The 16,698-nt window shown below is 60.3% G+C and carries 19 protein-coding genes; 8 read left to right on the forward strand and 11 right to left on the reverse strand.

Features of this window, described 5'->3' with window-relative positions:
* Positions 1 to 3: 3 nt before the first annotated feature.
* The 6 genes from tolQ to ruvC form a co-directional block, all read right to left on the reverse strand.
* Complete coding sequence (tolQ, locus tag EOK75_RS05000) at positions 4 to 699, reverse strand: protein TolQ (protein ID WP_137192877.1); 696 nt, start codon at positions 697 to 699, stop codon at positions 4 to 6.
* Positions 700 to 820: 121 nt separating this feature from the next.
* Positions 821 to 1,213: a tol-pal system-associated acyl-CoA thioesterase gene (gene ybgC, locus EOK75_RS05005; RefSeq protein WP_137192878.1), complete on the reverse strand. Its 393-nt coding sequence runs from the start codon at positions 1,211 to 1,213 to the stop codon at positions 821 to 823.
* Entirely contained in the window at positions 1,206 to 1,841 is a 636-nt protein-coding gene (locus EOK75_RS05010; protein WP_137194299.1) for a hypothetical protein, read from the reverse strand. The genes ybgC and EOK75_RS05010 overlap by 8 nt, the downstream gene beginning before the upstream one ends.
* A gap of 26 nt (positions 1,842 to 1,867) precedes the next feature.
* The gene (ruvB, locus tag EOK75_RS05015; protein WP_137192879.1) at positions 1,868 to 2,896 is read right to left on the reverse strand and encodes a Holliday junction branch migration DNA helicase RuvB; all 1,029 of its coding nucleotides are present in this window, start codon (positions 2,894 to 2,896) and stop codon (positions 1,868 to 1,870) included.
* A 3-nt stretch (positions 2,897 to 2,899) separates the two neighbouring features.
* Positions 2,900 to 3,580, reverse strand: a complete 681-nt coding sequence (ruvA, locus tag EOK75_RS05020) for a Holliday junction branch migration protein RuvA (protein ID WP_137192880.1) — start codon at positions 3,578 to 3,580, stop codon at positions 2,900 to 2,902.
* Positions 3,577 to 4,095 (reverse strand): crossover junction endodeoxyribonuclease RuvC, encoded by a 519-nt coding sequence (ruvC, locus tag EOK75_RS05025; RefSeq protein ID WP_137192881.1) that lies wholly within the window; start codon positions 4,093 to 4,095, stop codon positions 3,577 to 3,579. The genes ruvA and ruvC overlap by 4 nt, the downstream gene beginning before the upstream one ends.
* A gap of 311 nt (positions 4,096 to 4,406) precedes the next feature.
* On the opposite strand from ruvC, the gene EOK75_RS05030 reads away from it, so the two are divergent.
* Entirely contained in the window at positions 4,407 to 4,622 is a 216-nt protein-coding gene (locus tag EOK75_RS05030; protein WP_137192882.1) for a DUF1127 domain-containing protein, read from the forward strand.
* Positions 4,623 to 4,733: 111 nt separating this feature from the next.
* Here the strand turns inward: EOK75_RS05030 and EOK75_RS05035 are convergent, their stop codons facing one another.
* The 3 genes from EOK75_RS05035 to EOK75_RS05045 form a co-directional block, all read right to left on the reverse strand.
* Positions 4,734 to 5,078, reverse strand: coding sequence for a hypothetical protein (locus EOK75_RS05035; RefSeq protein WP_137192883.1), 345 nt, complete (start codon positions 5,076 to 5,078; stop codon positions 4,734 to 4,736).
* Positions 5,079 to 5,186: 108 nt separating this feature from the next.
* Positions 5,187 to 6,065, reverse strand: a complete 879-nt coding sequence (locus EOK75_RS05040; protein WP_137192884.1) for a 50S ribosomal protein L11 methyltransferase — start codon at positions 6,063 to 6,065, stop codon at positions 5,187 to 5,189.
* 52 nt (positions 6,066 to 6,117) lie between these two features.
* On the reverse strand, positions 6,118 to 7,365 hold the full coding sequence (locus tag EOK75_RS05045) for an MFS transporter (protein ID WP_137192885.1): 1,248 nt from the start codon (positions 7,363 to 7,365) through the stop codon (positions 6,118 to 6,120).
* Between the two features lie 125 nt (positions 7,366 to 7,490).
* On the opposite strand from EOK75_RS05045, the gene EOK75_RS05050 reads away from it, so the two are divergent.
* The 3 genes from EOK75_RS05050 (at position 7,491) to EOK75_RS05060 (ending at position 10,803) form a co-directional block, all read left to right on the forward strand.
* Positions 7,491 to 8,552, forward strand: a complete 1,062-nt coding sequence (locus EOK75_RS05050) for a YeeE/YedE family protein (RefSeq protein ID WP_137192886.1) — start codon at positions 7,491 to 7,493, stop codon at positions 8,550 to 8,552.
* A gap of 71 nt (positions 8,553 to 8,623) precedes the next feature.
* Positions 8,624 to 9,880: a D-amino acid dehydrogenase gene (locus EOK75_RS05055; protein WP_137192887.1), complete on the forward strand. Its 1,257-nt coding sequence runs from the start codon at positions 8,624 to 8,626 to the stop codon at positions 9,878 to 9,880.
* A complete protein-coding gene (locus tag EOK75_RS05060; protein ID WP_168199150.1) occupies positions 9,877 to 10,803 on the forward strand; it encodes a glycosyltransferase family 8 protein in 927 nt (308 codons plus the stop codon). Before EOK75_RS05055 ends, EOK75_RS05060 begins: the two co-directional genes overlap by 4 nt.
* A 3-nt stretch (positions 10,804 to 10,806) precedes the next feature.
* Here EOK75_RS05060 and EOK75_RS05065 read toward each other — a convergent pair whose 3' ends face one another.
* Positions 10,807 to 12,978, reverse strand: coding sequence for a primosomal protein N' (locus tag EOK75_RS05065; protein ID WP_420821925.1), 2,172 nt, complete (start codon positions 12,976 to 12,978; stop codon positions 10,807 to 10,809).
* A gap of 101 nt (positions 12,979 to 13,079) precedes the next feature.
* On the opposite strand from EOK75_RS05065, the gene fsa reads away from it, so the two are divergent.
* The 4 genes from fsa to EOK75_RS05085 all read left to right on the forward strand — a co-directional run bounded on the left by fsa (position 13,080) and on the right by EOK75_RS05085 (position 16,227).
* Positions 13,080 to 13,733, forward strand: coding sequence for a fructose-6-phosphate aldolase (gene fsa / locus EOK75_RS05070; protein WP_137192889.1), 654 nt, complete (start codon positions 13,080 to 13,082; stop codon positions 13,731 to 13,733).
* Between the two features lie 159 nt (positions 13,734 to 13,892).
* On the forward strand, positions 13,893 to 14,585 hold the full coding sequence (locus EOK75_RS05075; protein ID WP_137192890.1) for a DUF484 family protein: 693 nt from the start codon (positions 13,893 to 13,895) through the stop codon (positions 14,583 to 14,585).
* The gene (locus tag EOK75_RS05080) at positions 14,582 to 15,505 is read left to right on the forward strand and encodes a tyrosine recombinase XerC (RefSeq protein ID WP_137192891.1); all 924 of its coding nucleotides are present in this window, start codon (positions 14,582 to 14,584) and stop codon (positions 15,503 to 15,505) included. Before EOK75_RS05075 ends, EOK75_RS05080 begins: the two co-directional genes overlap by 4 nt.
* A 29-nt stretch (positions 15,506 to 15,534) precedes the next feature.
* Positions 15,535 to 16,227: a CDP-alcohol phosphatidyltransferase family protein gene (locus EOK75_RS05085; RefSeq protein ID WP_137192892.1), complete on the forward strand. Its 693-nt coding sequence runs from the start codon at positions 15,535 to 15,537 to the stop codon at positions 16,225 to 16,227.
* Here the strand turns inward: EOK75_RS05085 and EOK75_RS05090 are convergent.
* On the reverse strand, positions 16,224 to 16,673 hold the full coding sequence (locus EOK75_RS05090) for a methylated-DNA--[protein]-cysteine S-methyltransferase (protein ID WP_137192893.1): 450 nt from the start codon (positions 16,671 to 16,673) through the stop codon (positions 16,224 to 16,226). The two genes, EOK75_RS05085 and EOK75_RS05090, sit on opposite strands and share 4 nt — an antisense overlap.
* Between the last annotated feature and the right edge of the window lie 25 nt (positions 16,674 to 16,698).

Here is a 16,698-nt window from a genome sequence, read left to right on the forward strand (position 1 = left end):
GGTTCAGGCGTCCAACTGGCGCGACAGGATGGTGGCGAATTCATCCGCAAAAGCTTCATAGCCGCCAATGATATGTTCGCTATCAGCATTCAGCTTGTTGTAAAACACCACCGCCGGAATAGCGGCAAAAAGCCCGATCCCCGTGGCCAAAAGCGCCTCGGCAATACCGGGGGCCACAACAGCAAGGTTGGTGTTCTGGCTGATTGCGATTTGTTCAAACGCGTGCTTGATGCCCCAAACCGTGCCGAACAGCCCGATAAACGGCGCGGTAGAGCCAGTGGTTGCCAAAAATGACAACCCACGGTTAAGCCGCTCACTTTGCTTGGCAATCGCCACATCCATGCTACGATCGATCCGCGCCTGCGCGCCGGCAATCAAGCCGCCATCATCACGGTGGCTGCGCCGCCATTCCAGCATACCCGCGGCAAAGATTTTCTCCGATGCGCCCTGAGGCTCTGGCCCGACTTTTTCAAACAGATCGTCCAAAGGCTCACCCGACCAGAACGCCTGATCAAAGATGCCGGCCTCGCGCCGCGCAAGGCGAAAGGCGATATGTTTGCGAATGGCAATCGCCCATGACCAAAAGGACATGAACAACAGCATCATCATAACAAGTTTAACTGTGAGGGTCGCGCGCGCAAACAGCGCGATCAACGAGAAGTCGATCTCCTGCGCCGCCGCAAGGGTTTCCGTTTCCATATCGCCTGCTCTTTATTTATGGGCCGTTTGCCGACCCTTGATGTTTTTTGATTCTAGCCGACTTTGACGACAGATGCCAATAGATCATCGCAAAACCGCGCAATATCCCGCCAGTATTACGTCACGTTCCCGTTAACGCCTCCCGCGCCGCCGCCGGGATCCGCGCAGCCCGCCCTGCAAGCGTCAGGCAGACCAATGTCACCCCGGCCTCGAACAACAGCGCATCCCCGCGCCAGACAGATTGCGCAAGGCGGATGCGCGCGCCGGTGATCTCGGTCATGGTCGTGTGCACCTCCAGCAGATCATCATAAACCGCCGGGCGCAGGTATTCCGCCGTCAGATGGCGCACGGCAAAGACGATGCCCTCATTAGCGCGTAAAGCGGCCTGATCCACCCCGAGGCTGCGCACCCATTCGCTACGCGCCCGCTCGATGAACTTCAGGTAATTCGCATAATAGACGATGCCCGCAAGGTCGGTATCCTCATAATAGACACGCAGATCAAACCTATGCACCCGCGCCCCCGTTCACCGCCAGCCGGGCGGCCAAACGCAAGGCGTGGCTGGGATCACCTGCCGCAACAGGCATCACCCGATCATAGCCCGCGCGGATCAGATCCCCGACATCCGGGCGCAGCACCACTGCCTCCCCCGCCCGCGCTAGGGGAGAGCGCGCCGTAAAGGCCTTATCCGACCAAAGCAAAACCACCTGAACCGCCTGGTTCAGCGCAAGCACCTCGGCAGGCAGCGCGGAAAGCTCATCGTCCATGCGCAGGAAAACAAAGGCAGCCTTGATCGCGCCATTCGCCTCAAACCGGAAGGCGCGGTATTGGTTCGCACCCGCCGCCTCCAGCCGATGGGTCAGGGCATCAAGATCGGGGATCATCTCCCCCAAGCGCGGCACCGCGCGCAACTCTGCCCAGTCGCTAAAGAAGAAGAACATCAGATTGGCGCCCAGCTCGGGGTCGGTCTCGGCCATCTTATGGTCGGCAAGGGCCACGACCGCCTCTACCGCGCCTTTGACCACGGTCAGGGTTGCATCATCGACGCCAAAGACCACCGGCACAATTGGCCGTTCCCAGCGCGCAAAGACATAATCGCCCGTGCCTCGGGTGAACATTGCCTCGATCTCGCTGGCCTGCATGGTTTGCCCTTGTGTTTCCTGCACCGCTACTTTTCCTCAAACATATCGGCCTGCCCCGGTGGGCGGGGGGCCTCCAACCCCAGATGCCGCCATGCGCGCGGGGCCAGCATCCGCCCGCGCGGGGTGCGCTGCAAAAGGCCCTGTTGCAACAAGAACGGCTCGATCACCTCTTCTAGCGCGTCGCGCGCCTCCGATAGCGCGGCGGCGATGGTTTCCACCCCAACCGGCCCGCCACTGTAATGTTCGGCCAACAGCATCATATAGCGGCGGTCGGCGCCATCGAGGCCAATATGATCAACCCCCAGCCGCGTCAATGCACGGTCGGCAATAGCCCGCGTCAGGCGGCCGTCGCCCTCGACCAGCACAAAATCGACCACACGGCGCAGCAAACGCCCCGCAATACGCGGCGTGCCGCGCGCGCGTTTGGCAATCTCGCGCGTGCCCTCGGGGTCTGACGGGATACCCATCAAGCGCGCACCGCGTGTCACGATCAGGTCCAGCTCATCCTCGGTATAAAACACCAGCCGCGTCGGGATGCCGAAACGATCGCGCAAAGGGGTCGTCAACAGCCCAAGCCGCGTGGTCGCGCCCACCAGCGTGAAGGGTTGCAGATCAATCCGCACCGTGCGCGCGGCAGGCCCTTCACCGATCACCAGATCAAGCGCGAAATCCTCCATCGCGGGGTAGAGCACCTCTTCGACCACAGGCGAGAGACGATGAATCTCATCGATAAACAGCACATCATTGGGTTCAAGATTGGTCAGGATCGCCGCCAGATCGCCAGCCTTGGCCAAAACCGGCCCCGAGGTCATGCGAAAACCCACGCCCAATTCCCGCGCCATGATCTGTGCCAGCGTGGTTTTACCCAAGCCGGGGGGACCGTAGAACAGCGTGTGGTCCATCGCCTCGGCGCGGATCTTGGCGCTTTCAATAAAGACACGCAGGTTGGCGCGGGCCTCGGCTTGGCCCACGAATTCCTCCAGCACCTGCGGACGCAGCGCGCGGTCGGCATCATCAGGCAAGCCCTCGGGGCGCAGGGTCGGGTCCGGTTGCATCGCTTATCCTTTCGGGGCCAGCAGCTTGAGCGCGGCCCGGATCAACGTGCCCGTCACAGCATCGGGATTTTCACCCGCCGCCTGCGCCACCGCTTGCGCCGCATCGCCATGTGCATAGCCCAGATTAATCAAGGCCGAAAGCGCCTCGGCATTCGCTGCCGCACGGCCAGCAGCTGCGGAATTATCCGGCTTGGCGGCTTTTTTAGGGGCGGATGTCGGCTCTATCACATCATCTTCAACCGCGCCGGCCGTGCTTGCAGGGTTCGCGCCCATCGCCATTACTGCGGGCGCTTTGGATTTCAGCTCTAATACCACGCGTTGCGCGATCTTTGGCCCGACACCGGGGGCGGCCTGAATGGCCTTGGCATCGCCCAAGGCAATCGCGCGGGCAACGCCCTCTGGTCCCAAGGTGCCCAAGATCGCCATCGCCGCCTTGGCGCCCACCCCTTGCACCGTCACCAAAAGGCGATGCCATTCCTTTTCCAGCATGGTCGGAAAGCCGAACAGTTGCAGCAGATCCTCGCGCACCAGCAATTCTGTGAACAGCGCCACAGCGCCCCCGACCGCAGGCATCGACGCCAAAGTGCGGTCCGAGACATGGACGATATAGCCAACACCGCGCACATCGACCAAAACGTGATCCGTTCCGCGATACTCCAGCCGTCCTGCAATTTTGCCAATCATCCCGCTGCCCTTTTCAATGCCGCATTCAACCGCCCCGCCGATTGCACATGATGCGAATGACAAATCGCAATCGCCAAAGCATCGGCAGCATCCGGCCCGTTGATCTCTACCCCCGGCAGATGGATGCGCACCATATGGTCGATCTGCGCCTTGGCGGCATGACCCACGCCGACCACGGTCTTCTTTACCGCATTGGGGGCGTATTCGCCAACCACCAACCCGAATTGCGCCGGCACCAAAAGGGCAATCCCCCGCGCCTGCCCCAACTTGAGCGTGGCAACCGCATCTTTGTTCACAAAGGTATTTTCCACCGCTGCCGCATCGGGCGCATATTGGCGTATCACCTCCGTCAACTGGCTGTGCAAACTCAGCAGCCTTGCGGCCAGATCGCCCACCCCTTCGCCCGGCGCCGAGTGACAAATACCGTTTGCGACATGGCTCAACCGTGAGCCCGCAACGTCGATCACGCCCCAGCCAAGGTTACGCAACCCCGGATCAATGCCCATTACCCGCATAAACGCCCCTCTTTTATCGTTAAAACGCGGATAGCACGAAAAGGGAACACCCGCCAAGCGCTTTGCGCCACGACGAAACATCTGCCGCAGGGATGCTGCAAGTGCACGGTATGCAGTCATTTTTCAGGCCGAACACACCAATTTCGGTTTGATCCTTATAAATAAGGTAAAACTGCGGTAATCAGCCATGCAGGGATTGCATCACGGCCATGCCAATTCGACGCATTGCTTTGCGCCTGCAGCACCCCTATTTGAAGCGTATCGGAACACACGCTGATTTATTCAGCAGAATATAAATAAGGAATTGAACAATGTCCGCTTATCAGACGACCCGCACTGCCCCATTCGGCGCCATCTCGACCTACAGCTTTATTCGCTTCATCAGCAATATCTCTGCCAACGTCATCGCTTGGAACGACGCCCGCGTCACACGCAACTCGTTGAACAAGCTTTCGGACCGTGAACTTGACGATATCGGCCTGACCCGTGGCGATATTGCTGGAATCGCCCGTCAGACGAGCTTTTGATTTTGAGAGAGAGGGCAAGCCCCCCAACCTCAACACCATATAAGACCAAAAAGGCCGCCTCCCAAATTGGAGAGCGGCCTTTTTAATTGCGAAACGTGAAAAACGCAGGCCTTATCCGCGCAGCGTCATTGCCCGCTCAATGGCTCTTGCCACCCATTGCGTTACAGGGTCGGCCGATAGGAACCTCCCGGAAACCGCCTCATCCACTTGCAGGCTTGCCACCCGTTCTGCAAAGGCATGCGGGCCCAGAACGTGATAGGCCGTGCCTTTGAGGCCAAACCCGACAGCGGCCAGAAACACCAGCAACAAGAGCGGCCGCAGAACCGAGATGCGTTTGGGCCGGCGGTAATACGACCGCCCGCGCAGGCCTTCGGCTTCAAAGCCCAGACCCCGCGCATGGGCCTTGTTCAAGCGGCCAACACGCTCATAAAAATCCTGAATATTCGGATCATACATACCATACCCCGAGTTAAACCTACTATCCCGACAGTTAATCGGAATATTGAGGCAAAACTGGGACGAATTTAGAGAAAATTGAACCTAAACTGTATTTTTAACGGCGCATTAACTACGCCGCAGAACCAATGCGGACCATTCTCCAAGATCCTCGCGGGCAACGGAAACAAAGCCCTGCGCGTGATAGGCCGCCTCAATCGACTCGGCTTGTACCACCAGCAAGCCCGACAGGATGCAAAGCCCGTCTTGCGCGATATTTTTGGCCATATCGGGCGCCAATTCCACCAGCGGACCCTTCAGGATATTGGCGAAAACCAGATCGAAGGGAGCAGCCTCTCGCAGGCGGGGGTGGTCGAAACCGGCGGCCTCAAAGCACTCCACGCGGCCTTCCAGCCCGTTAATCTCCATATTGGCGCGGGCAACATCCACGGCAACCTGATCAATATCAGAGGCGATGATCAGCGCATCAGGCAAAACCCGTGCCGCCGCCAGCGCCAGCACGGCGGTACCACAGCCGATATCCGCCACACGCGCAGGGGCAAAGCCCTGATCCAGCAGCCGGTCAAAGGCGCGCAAACAGCCCAGCGTGGTGCCGTGGTGGCCGGTGCCAAAGGCCACTGTCGCCTCGATCTGCAGGGGAATGCGATTTGCCCCGGTTGGGACCTTATCCGCATCATGGCTGCCGTAAACAAAGAACCGGCCAGCCTCAACAGGGGCCAATTCGCGACGGACATGGGCGACCCAGTCAATTTCCGGCAGTTCCGAAAGCGCGAAAGGCTTGGCGTCAAAGGCCACGGAAAGCAGTTCCAGCGTGACCTCATTCGGGGCCTCAAGGAAATAGGCGCCCACTTCCCACAGCCCGCTGTCGTCTTCGATCTCGAAAACGCCAACGCCCGTTGGTTCCGGCTCCATCCGCTCCATCGCTTCGGCAAGCGCTTCGGCGGCATCCTGGCCTTCGAGGGTAGTCAAAGCGGTATAGGTGGGCATGCTGGAACCTCATGTTTTGATGGATGCGGCCTAGCCCCCGCACCGCGCCGCGTCAAGCCGAGAGCTTGCCCGCAGACCCCGGAACCACGCGGCGCGCGGCAAAAATCGTCTCATTCCCCGGCTCAGGGTGGCGCGGGATCAGTAATGACAACAACAGCGACAGAAGCGCCATCGCCGCCGCCAGCACAAAGACCGACTTTGGCGAGATCACCCAAAGGTACCCCAGCCCCGCCGGCAAGAACACCGCAGCGATATGGTTGATGGTAAAGGCGACCGCCGCCGTGGGCGCAATATCGGCCGGATCCGCGATTTTCTGGAAGTAGGTCTTGATCGCAAAGGCCATCGAGAAAAACAGGTGATTGATCACATAAAGCGTTGCGGCCACATGCCAATCCCACTCAAAGACATAAAGGCAGCCGTAGGCCACGAATACCGCCGTCAGCCCCGCATATTCCAATATCAGCATCCGCCGCTCACCAAAGCGGCCAATCCAGCGACCGATCAGCGGTGCGATCACCATATTCGCCATGTAATTGATCAAGAACAGCGCCGTCAGCGCCTGCACATCCATGCCGAAACGTTCAACCATCATGAAGGCGGCAAAAACCACGAAAATCTGCCGCCGCGCGCCCGACATGAACTGCATTAGATAATACAGCCAATAGCGCCTGCGCAGCACCATACGTTTGTTTTGCGGGTGCGGTGCCTCAAACTGCGGGAAGGCAAGGATCGCGTAAAACGCAATCGCGATTGTCACCAAGCCTGCGGTCATGAACACCGTATCATAAGACAGGTCAAAAAGCTTCCACGTCAACACGATCAGCCCGTAGGCAACCAATGACGCCCCCGACCCCACCGCGACAATCCAGCCGATAACCTGCGGCGCGCGTTTTTTGTCAATCCATTGCAATTGCAGGCTTTGGTTCACCGTCTCAAAATAGTGAAACCCGATTGACGACAGCAAGGTGACAAACAGCAAGCCGCCAAAGCTGGGAAACCATGCCGTAATCGCCGTCGCCACCCCCAAAAGCAGCAAGGCCACCAGCGCCAAAACCTGTTCGCGCATCACCAAAAGCACGGCGATCACGCCCACGGCCAAGAACCCCGGGATTTCGCGCACGGTATGGAGCCAGCCGATCTCTACCCCGGTAAATCCAGCCGCCTCGATCACAAAGTTGTTCAACAGCGCGGACCATGTGGCAAAGGAAATCGGCATCGCCGCCGCCATCAGGCAGAGCAAAAACACAGGCCTCCGCCAGAATGGCAGGCCAAGGGTATCGGCAAGGGGCATCATTCGCATCGACATATCGCAGCATTAGCCACAATCCATTGCTGAAAGCCACTGCGAAAATCTACCAATGTGATCTGAATCAATGTATAAGCATTCAGATACCACGATATGATCCCATCACTATGGAGAGTGGAATGGATCTCATCCCCCTGATCGACCATATCGGAGAAGCGCCGACCGCCGCGCTTTTTGGCCTGATTACAGGTCTGATTTTCGGTGTCGCGGCCCAGCGCAGCAGGTTTTGCCTGCGCGCCGCAACGGTGGAATTTGCACGCGGCCGGATGGGCGACCGTGTGGCGGTTTGGTTGCTGACGTTTTCAACGGCGCTGGTCTGGGTGCAAGGCGCGCAATGGCTGGGCCTGTTCAACAGTGCCGATGCACGGATGATGGCGGTTCCCGGCACTTGGTCAGGGGCGATTATCGGCGGGCTTTTGTTTGGCGTGGGCATGGTGCTGGCGCGCGGCTGTTCGGGGCGGCTTTTGGTGTTGGCGGCCACGGGCAACCTGCGGTCCATCGTGTCGGGCCTGATCTTTGCCGTCGTCGCGCAGATGAGCCTGCATGGCTGGCTTGCGCCTTTGCGTGATTACCTTGCGCGGCTTTGGGTGACACCCGGCGGGCGCAATGTGGACCTTGCGGCGATGCTGCGCCTGCCCGATGAGGCCGGGCTGGTCGTGGGCATCGCCCTTGCGATCCTCGCGCTTGTCGTGTCCTTGCGCAACAAAATATCCTACCGCACGCTGGTCTTTGCCTCGGGCGTGGGGTTTGCGGTGGCGGTTGGCTGGGTGCTGACTTTCTCGCTGGCGCAGGTCGCGTTTGAGCCGGTCTCCATCAACTCCGCCACATTCTCGGGGCCGTCGGCCAATACGCTGATGTTTTTCCTGATGCCGAATCCGGTGCTGGAATTCGACATCGGCCTCATCCCCGGCGTTTTCATCGGGGCCTTTCTGGCCGCCCTTTGGGGGCGGGAGCTTAAATTCGAGGGCTTCGACACCGCAGGCAATATGCGCCGTGCGATGATCGGTGCGGTCTTGATGGGCTTTGGCGCGATGCTTGCAGGGGGCTGTGCGATTGGCGCGGGCGTTACCGGCACCTCCATTCTGGCCGGAACGGCCTGGCTCGCGCTTTTTTGCATGTGGATCGGGGCGATGCTTACCGATTTCGTAATCGATCAGTCAGGTCGGCACGCTTTGGCGTGAGAGGCGCTTGAGTTGCCCTGCGCAAGCGTGCATGGTTTCCTGAATGAATCGGGTAAGCAGGGAAAAACAAAATGAAAGTCGTCGTGATGGGTGCGGGCGTAATCGGCGTCACCACCGCGTATTATCTTGCGAAACAAGGCGCTGAGGTCACAATTCTGGACCGCCAGACCGGACCGGCACTGGAAACAAGTTTCGCCAACGCAGGTCAGCTTTCTTATGGCATGAGCTCCCCTTGGGCCGCGCCCGGCATCCCCGTAAAAGCCGTGAAATGGCTGTTCATGAAGCGCCGCCCCCTGTTCATCTGGCCGCTGATCAGCCCGACGATGTGGAAATGGTGCTACTCGATGCTGCGCAACTGCAACGAGGAAAGCTACCGCATCAACAAAAGCCGCATGGTGCGCGTCTCCAGCTACTCGCGCGATGTGATGCCCGATCTGATCGCCGAGACCGGCATCCAGTACGACGGCCGCGCACAGGGCACATTGCAGCTTTTTCGTACCGCAAAACAGCTCAAGGACTCCAAGGCCGATCAGGATATCCTTGCCGAATATGACAGCCCCTTCGAGGTGCTTGATCCCGATGCCTGCATTAAGGCGGAACCGGCACTGGCCGAGGTGCGCCAAAAATTCGTTGGCGGCTTGCAGTTGAAGGCCGACCGGACCGGCGATTGCCAGATGTTCACCTCGGCGCTGGCGCAAAAATGTGTCGAGATGGGGGTCGATTTCCAATATGGCCAGCATATCCGCGGCATCGCCATCGAGAACGGGCGCGTTGCGGGGGTGGATGTCGAGCTGGCGGGGCGGATTACGGGGGATGCCTATGTCTGCACCCTTGGCAGCTACGGCCCCGGGGTTCTCAACCCTATCGGCATCAAGCTGCCAGTCTATCCGGTCAAAGGGTATTCCGTCACATTGCCCGTCACCGATGATGCCTTTGCCCCGCAATCGACCATCATGGACGAGACCCACAAGGTCGCCATCACCCGCTTGGGCGACCGTATCCGCGTTGCAGGCACCGCCGAGATCGCGGGCTATTCCAACCGTCTTGGTCCCCATGCCACCGACACCGTGCGCCATGTCATCAGTGACCTGTTCCCGCACGGCGGGGATTTGGCCAAGGCCGAAGGCTGGACAGGTCTGCGCCCCATGACCCCCGACGGCCCGCCTGTGATGGGGGCAAGCAAATATGACAATCTGTTCCTCAATACCGGGCACGGGACTTTGGGCTGGACGATGGCCTGCGGATCAAGCCGCGCCGTAGCCGATGTGGTCATGGGCAAAACGCCCGAAATCTCGCTCGACGGGCTGACGGCGGAGCGTTACGCGTGAGGAATGCCATCGCCCTGTGCTGTGACAGGAACTACCTGCCGATCAGTTGCTTTCTGGCGGACCAGATTGCCAACCAGAACCCGCATGCGCCGTTTGATATCTGCATCTGTTCCTCGGAAGAGCTGGAGATACCGGCCGATCTGGCGGCAAAGGGCGTGAAGTTCCTGCATCTGGACACGGGGCCGGCGCTTGCCAAGCAAAAATCTGGGCACCTGCCTGTCAGTGCCTATTTGCGGCTGTGGTTGCCCGATCTTTTGGGCGATACCTATGCCAAAATCCTCTATCTCGATTCCGATATGATGCTGGAGGGGGGCGATCTGACCGATCTCTTTACGGTCGATATGCATGGCCGTGCGGTGGCCGCCGTGCGTGATATGCAACAATGGCTGCGCCCCACAAAACACATCCGCGATTTCCGGCGCGCAGGGCTTGCCCCCGCCCCCTATTTCAACAGCGGGGTGTTGATGCTCAATACGGCAAAATTCCGCGATGACAAGCTGTTGGAGACCTGCCTGCAGCTTGCCGAAACGCAGCCGGACGCCGTGGTGCACCACGACCAATCCCTGCTCAACATCGCGCTTCATGGCAAGTGGACAGAGTTAAGCCCCGTCTGGAACTGGCAATGGGTGGGCAAGCGGCCTTTGTTCGGGCTGACGATCCCGCTGCGCATTTCCCATTTTGCGGGGGCGGCCAAGCCTTGGGTTGACCCCGACGGCATTTGCCCGCCGCGCTATCTGGAAATGCTGCGCCCCTATCTTGACCGGTATTTCCCCGATTGCGGGCTGCTGGGCACCATCGCCCCGCCAAACAACGCAACGCGGGGATCGTTCTTGCGCAACACGCTGGAACATTTGCTGATCATGCGCCGGATCCACGCCTATCACGCGCGTTTCGACGGCCCGCAGCACAGCATTCCGGTATAGGCCCTATAGGAAGCTCTGCGGGTCGATATCCACCGCAAGCCGCACGTTATTGGGCAAGCGTACCTGCGCGATCCACTCCGATATGGCGGCCTGTAGGGGGGCGTTTTTCTCAGCCTTGACCAACAAGCGCACCCGATGCCGTCCGCGCACGCGGGCGATGGGCGCAGGCGCAGGGCCGAACACCTGCGCGCCGATCTTGCGCAACGGCACGTCGCGGCGTGCCAGATCCGCGCCGACATCAAACACCGGCCCTACCTCTGGCCCCGACAGGATAATCCCCGCCATACGCCCATAGGGGGGCACACCAGCCACGCGGCGCTCTTCGGCCTCTGCCTCCCAGAAGGCCTCTTCATCGCCGCCCAGAATAGCGCGGATCACGGGGTGTTCGGGCTGAAAGGTCTGCATCATCGCAACGCCGGGTTTATCCGCACGCCCTGCCCGCCCCGCGACCTGCCGCATCAATTGGAACGTGCGTTCTGCCGCGCGCAAATCCGATCCGGTCAGCCCAAGATCGGCATCGATCACCCCCACCAGCGTCAGCAGCGGAAAGTTATGCCCCTTGGCCACGATCTGTGTGCCGATGATGATATCGGCAGCCCCTGCGGCAATCGCCTCAATCTGCTCCTTCAGCGCGCGGGCGGAACCGAACAAATCAGATGACAGCACCGCCACGCGCGCCTCGGGGAATAGGCCGATAACCTCTTCGGCCAGACGTTCCACCCCCGGCCCCACCGGCGCCATCTTGCCGGCAACTTGGCAGGAGGGGCAAACATCAGGCATCGGGCGTGTCGCGCCGCATTGGTGGCACATCAAGCGGTTCTGGAACCGGTGCTCTACCATTCGCGCATCGCAATCGGTGCAGCCGACCTGCTCACCACATGCCCTGCACAGGGTCACGGGGGCATAGCCGCGCCGGTTGAGGAAAATCAGCGATTGTTCCCCCGCCGCCACCCGCGCTTTGACCGCCCGCTCCAACGTCGGGGAAATCCAGCGGTTCGAGGGCAGCTTTTCGGCGCGCATATCAATCGCCCGCATATCCGGCATCTCCGCCACGCCAAAGCGCGCCCCCAGATCAAGCCGTCCATACTTGCCCGTTTTCGCATTGACCCATGATTCCAGCGAGGGCGTGGCCGAGGCCAGCACAATCGCAGCCCCCGCAATCGCCGCGCGCAAAACGGCCATATCGCGGGCGTTATACAACACGCCCTCCTCTTGCTTGTAGGAACTGTCGTGTTCCTCATCCACCACGATCAGGCCCAGATCCTGAAACGGCAGGAACAGTGCCGAGCGCGCCCCCGCCACAAATTGCGCCCCGCCATTGGCCGTCATCCGCCACAGCCGCCGCCGTTCGGTCATCGTCACGCCGGAATGCCATTCCGCAGGGCGCGCGCCAAAGCGGGTCTCAACCCGATTGATGAATTCCGACGTCAGCGCGATTTCCGGCAGCAACACCAAGGCCTGCCGCCCTTGGCGCAGACATTCGGCAACCGCCTCAAGATAGACCTCTGTCTTGCCCGATCCCGTCACGCCCTTAAGCAATGTCGCGGAATAGCCCCCCATCGCCACTGATGCGACCAAAGCATCCCCCGCCGTGATCTGATCACCTGCCAGCCGTACCACCATCGCGTCGGGATCAAGGCGGGGATAGGGCAGATCGCGGGGGGCGTCCTCTTCCAGCACCACCCCCGATTTCACCAAACCCTTGATGACCGAAGGCGTCACCCCCGCCTGATCGGCCAACTCCTTCAGCGTGAACGCCAGCCCGCCATAGTCGCGCAGCACCTCCAGCACCTTGGTGCGGGCATCGGTGGCGCGGGCGGGTTCGCCCACACCCAATCGGTAGACGCGGTGGGTGGACGGCGGGCTGTCCAGCCCCGGCGCGCGGGTGGCAAGGCGCAGCATCGCCGACAAGGGCGTCAGCGTGTAATCGGCGGCGCGGGTCAGAAAGGCGCGCATCTCATCGCGCATCGGCGGCACATCCAGCACGCGGTAGGCGGCGCGCAATTTCGCGGGGTCAATCCCCCCCATGCCCGCCCCCCAGACCACGCCCAAAATCTTGCGCGGGCCCAGCGGCAGCTCCAGAAAATCACCCAAAGCGCAACCGCCCTCGGGCGCGCGGTAATCCAGCACTGGGCCAAGACCGCGACCGAAATTCTCGGTCACGGCAACGCCGATCACTTCGCCTGCTTGCCACTCCACGCCTTGCCCTTTCTTCGGCTCTTGCTTTGCGCTAATACACCCACAAGCCAAGCTGTAACACCCAAAGGACACCTGCCATGAAATTCTTTGTCGATACCGCCGATGTGGATGCAATCCGCGAACTCAATGATCTGGGCATGGTGGATGGTGTGACCACCAACCCCTCGCTGATCCTCAAATCAGGCCGCGACATTCTGGAAGTCACCAAAGAGATTTGCAGCTTTGTCTCTGGCCCCGTCTCGGCCGAGGTTGTTGCGCTCAAAGCCGACGAGATGATCGCCGAGGGCCGCAAACTGGCCGAAATCGCGCCCAATATCGCGGTCAAGGTTCCGCTGACATGGGACGGGCTGAAAACCTGTAAGGTGCTTTCGGATGAAGGCCATATGGTCAATGTGACCCTGTGCTTCTCGGCCAACCAAGCGCTGCTGGCGGCCAAAGCAGGCGCGACCTTTATCAGCCCCTTTATCGGGCGTCTGGACGATATCAACCTTGACGGGATGGACCTGATTTCCGACATCCGCGCGATCTATGACAACTACGGGTTTGAGACGCAGATCCTTGCGGCCTCTATCCGTACGGCCAACCACGTGACGCAATGCGCGCTGGTCGGTGCCGATGTGATGACCGCCCCGCCAAGCGTGATCAAATCGCTGGCAAACCATGTGCTGACCGAAAAGGGCTTGGACCAGTTCATGAAAGACTGGGCCAAGACCGGCCAGAAGATCATCTGAACCAACGCAATTGCAGACAAAGGCCGGGTGCATCAGGCGCACGGCCTTTTTGCATTGCAGATTTGCCCCAATCGCCCGTTGAATTCCCCTGCGGTTAAAAAAACACGCGAAATCGCGCGCAAGCGCTGATAACATGCGCCAAAACAATAAGGCAGCAGTATGATTGAACAGGACATGCGCGACCGCATCCTCGCGGCGCCGGAAACGCTATTAGACGATCAGGATGTGATGCGCGCCCTGATTGCCGCGAATGAGCGCGCGATGGGATCGAACATCGTGGACCTGCGCGGCATTGCGATGGAACGCTTGGAGGGTCGGCTGGACCGGCTGGAAGACACCCACCGTTCGGTGATTGCCGCCGCCTATGAAAACCTTGCCGGCACCAATCAGGTGCATCGCGCCATTCTGCAAATGCTGGACCCCTTGGGGTTTGAAGAGTTTTTGCAAAGCCTTGGCACCGATGTCATGCAAACCCTGCGGGTCGATAGCGTGCGTTTGGTACTGGAATCGGTGCAGGGCAAGGATGATCCGGCACTGCGTAAGCTGGGCGAGGTGCTTTATGTCGCCGAGCCGGGCTTTATCGCGGAATATATCTCGGGCGGGCGCAATGTCTCGCTGCGGCCCGTGACCTTGCGCCCGGTCCTGATTGCCTCCGACACGCTTTACGGCGAACAGGCCGAGAGCATCCGCTCCGAGGCGCTGATGCGGCTGGATTTTGGCGCGGGGCGTTTGCCGGGGATGTTGGTGCTGGGCGCCGAGGACCCGCATCAGTTCAAACCCACACAAGGCACCGACCTTCTGGCATTTTTCGCCGGGGTGTTTGAGCGGACAATGCGGCGCTGGCTGTCATGAGCCTTGCCATTTCGCCCGCCGCCCGCGCGGCCATGGCGGAGTGGCTGGCCCATCTGCGCGCGCTTAACGGGGCTGCGGAAAACACGATCACGGCCTATGCGGCAGATGTGAGCGGCTTTCTGGCCTTCATGGCGCAGCATCGCGGCGGGACCGAAGGGTTGGCCGGTCTTGTCACCCTGCCCCAATCCGATATGCGCGCCTGGATGGCACATGAGCGAGGGCGCGGCGTTGGGGCGCGGTCCTTGGCGCGTGCGCTATCCTCGGTCAAAGGGTTTACCGCTTGGGTTGCGGATCGTGAGAACCTTGACGCAACCGCCGCCCTGTCCACCCGCGCGCCGAAATTCCGGCGCAAGCTGCCGCGCCCCTTGGCGGAAACCGCGGCCATGGATGTGCTGGCAACCGTCGGCAACGACGCACGTGAGGAGTGGATCGCCGCGCGCGATACCGCCGTTGTAACCCTGCTTTACGGCTGCGGGCTGCGGATATCCGAGGCTTTGGGCCTGACGGGGGCCGCCTCCCCGCTGCCGGGTGTGTTGCGCATTACCGGTAAGGGCGGCAAGGAACGCCTTGTGCCCGTTCTGCCCGCCGCGCAAAAGGCCGTTGCAGCCTATGCCGCCCTTTGCCCCTATGACCTTACACCCAATGCGCCGCTGTTCAGGGGCGCACGCGGCGGGGCCTTGAACCCGCGGCTGATTTCCGGCGCGATGGAGCGGGTGCGCGCAAGGCTTGGCCTGCCCGCCACGGCAACACCGCATGCGCTGCGCCACTCTTTTGCGACACATCTGCTCAGTGCTGGCGGGGATTTGCGCACCATTCAGGAATTGCTTGGCCACGCATCACTTTCCACGACCCAAGCCTATACTGCGGTTGATACTGCCCGCCTGATGGAAGTATACGCAAAAGCACACCCCCGCGCCTGACACAAGAAAACACCGGAAAAATTATATATATGTCTCTGAAAATTAAAGCTCTTTTCGTGCACCTGTTCACTGCAACCGGTGCCGTTCTGGCAATGTTGGCGATGCTGGCGGCGGTGGATGAAAACTGGAGCCTGATGTTCTGGTGGCTAGTGGTTGCCTTGGTGGTGGACGGGATCGACGGGCCTTTGGCGCGGCGCTATGATGTAAAAACCAATTACCCCACCTATGACGGGGTGTTGCTGGACCTGATTATCGACTATCTGACTTATGTGTTTATTCCCGCCTTTGCGCTCTTTCGGTCGGGGTTGCTGCCCGATTGGACAGGCTGGCTTATCATCATCGTTATCACCTATGGTTCGGTGATCTATTTCGTTGATAGCCGCATGAAAACAAAGGATAACTCCTTTGCAGGCTTTCCGGGTTGCTGGAATATGTTTGTCTTGGTGATGTTTGCGCTACAACCGGGGTATTGGATTATTCTGGCCTTTGTGATTGCGCTGACGGTTGCGATGTTCACCAACCTCAAGTTCATCCACCCGACACGGACACAGCGCTGGTTCGCGCTTTCACTGTCGATGGCCTTGGGCTGGACCTTCTTTGCCGGTTGGGCAACTTGGGTGGATTTCCATCCCGAAAGCTGGGCGATCTGGGGCTTGATCATCACCTCGCTTTACCTGACATTTGCGGGCATCGCGCAACAGATCATCCCCGAGCGGCGCTAGATCAGGAAACCGCCAGCCCCTTCGAGTTTCAGCAGGGCGATCTTGGTTTCCACGCCCCCCGGCGCGGAAAAGCCGCCAAGCCCGCCTGCGCCAAGCACCCGGTGGCAGGGGATTAAAATCGGGATCGGATTGGCGCCGCACGCCTGCCCGATCGCCTGCGCCGGACGGCCCAAAGCCTTGGCCAAATCGCCGTAAGTGCGGGTTTCACCGTAAGGGATCGCAGCTAAAGCCCGCCGCATCGCCTCTTGAAAGCCACTGCCGAAATCCAGTGGCAGATCAAAGCTCTGCCGCTCTTTGGCGAAATACTGGTCCAGCTGGCGGCAAGCCTCGCGCAACATGGCCGTCGGATCTGATCGCCGCGCAGTCCAGTCGATGCGGGTGATAAGCCCGCCCTCCTCGACCAAGGCAAAGGGGCCGTAGGGGGAATGGTACACCGCTTGTTTCATCTTTGGTCCTTGCGCTGCAGCCAAT

This window comes from Pseudorhodobacter turbinis (genome assembly GCF_005234135.1).
Lineage (GTDB): Bacteria > Pseudomonadota > Alphaproteobacteria > Rhodobacterales > Rhodobacteraceae > Pseudorhodobacter > Pseudorhodobacter turbinis.

Bases quoted from the DNA above. Each gene is read 5' to 3' on its own strand.
- EOK75_RS05010 (WP_137194299.1), bottom strand. From the start codon at position 1,841: ATGCAGGCCAGCGAGATCGAGGCAATGTTCACCCGAGGCACGGGCGAT.
- EOK75_RS05085 (WP_137192892.1), top strand. From the start codon at position 15,535: ATGTCTCTGAAAATTAAAGCTCTTTTCGTGCACCTGTTCACTGCAACC.
- EOK75_RS05080 (WP_137192891.1), top strand. From the start codon at position 14,582: ATGAGCCTTGCCATTTCGCCCGCCGCCCGCGCGGCCATGGCGGAGTGG.
- ruvB (WP_137192879.1), bottom strand. From the start codon at position 2,896: ATGCAACCGGACCCGACCCTGCGCCCCGAGGGCTTGCCTGATGATGCC.
- fsa (WP_137192889.1), top strand. From the start codon at position 13,080: ATGAAATTCTTTGTCGATACCGCCGATGTGGATGCAATCCGCGAACTC.
- EOK75_RS05030 (WP_137192882.1), top strand. From the start codon at position 4,407: ATGTCCGCTTATCAGACGACCCGCACTGCCCCATTCGGCGCCATCTCG.
- EOK75_RS05045 (WP_137192885.1), bottom strand. From the start codon at position 7,365: ATGCGAATGATGCCCCTTGCCGATACCCTTGGCCTGCCATTCTGGCGG.
- EOK75_RS05050 (WP_137192886.1), top strand. From the start codon at position 7,491: ATGGATCTCATCCCCCTGATCGACCATATCGGAGAAGCGCCGACCGCC.
- ruvA (WP_137192880.1), bottom strand. From the start codon at position 3,580: ATGATTGGCAAAATTGCAGGACGGCTGGAGTATCGCGGAACGGATCAC.
- EOK75_RS05040 (WP_137192884.1), bottom strand. From the start codon at position 6,065: ATGCCCACCTATACCGCTTTGACTACCCTCGAAGGCCAGGATGCCGCC.
- EOK75_RS05035 (WP_137192883.1), bottom strand. From the start codon at position 5,078: ATGTATGATCCGAATATTCAGGATTTTTATGAGCGTGTTGGCCGCTTG.
- EOK75_RS05075 (WP_137192890.1), top strand. From the start codon at position 13,893: ATGATTGAACAGGACATGCGCGACCGCATCCTCGCGGCGCCGGAAACG.
- tolQ (WP_137192877.1), bottom strand. From the start codon at position 699: ATGGAAACGGAAACCCTTGCGGCGGCGCAGGAGATCGACTTCTCGTTG.
- ruvC (WP_137192881.1), bottom strand. From the start codon at position 4,095: ATGCGGGTAATGGGCATTGATCCGGGGTTGCGTAACCTTGGCTGGGGC.
- EOK75_RS05090 (WP_137192893.1), bottom strand. From the start codon at position 16,673: ATGAAACAAGCGGTGTACCATTCCCCCTACGGCCCCTTTGCCTTGGTC.
- EOK75_RS05055 (WP_137192887.1), top strand. From the start codon at position 8,624: ATGAAAGTCGTCGTGATGGGTGCGGGCGTAATCGGCGTCACCACCGCG.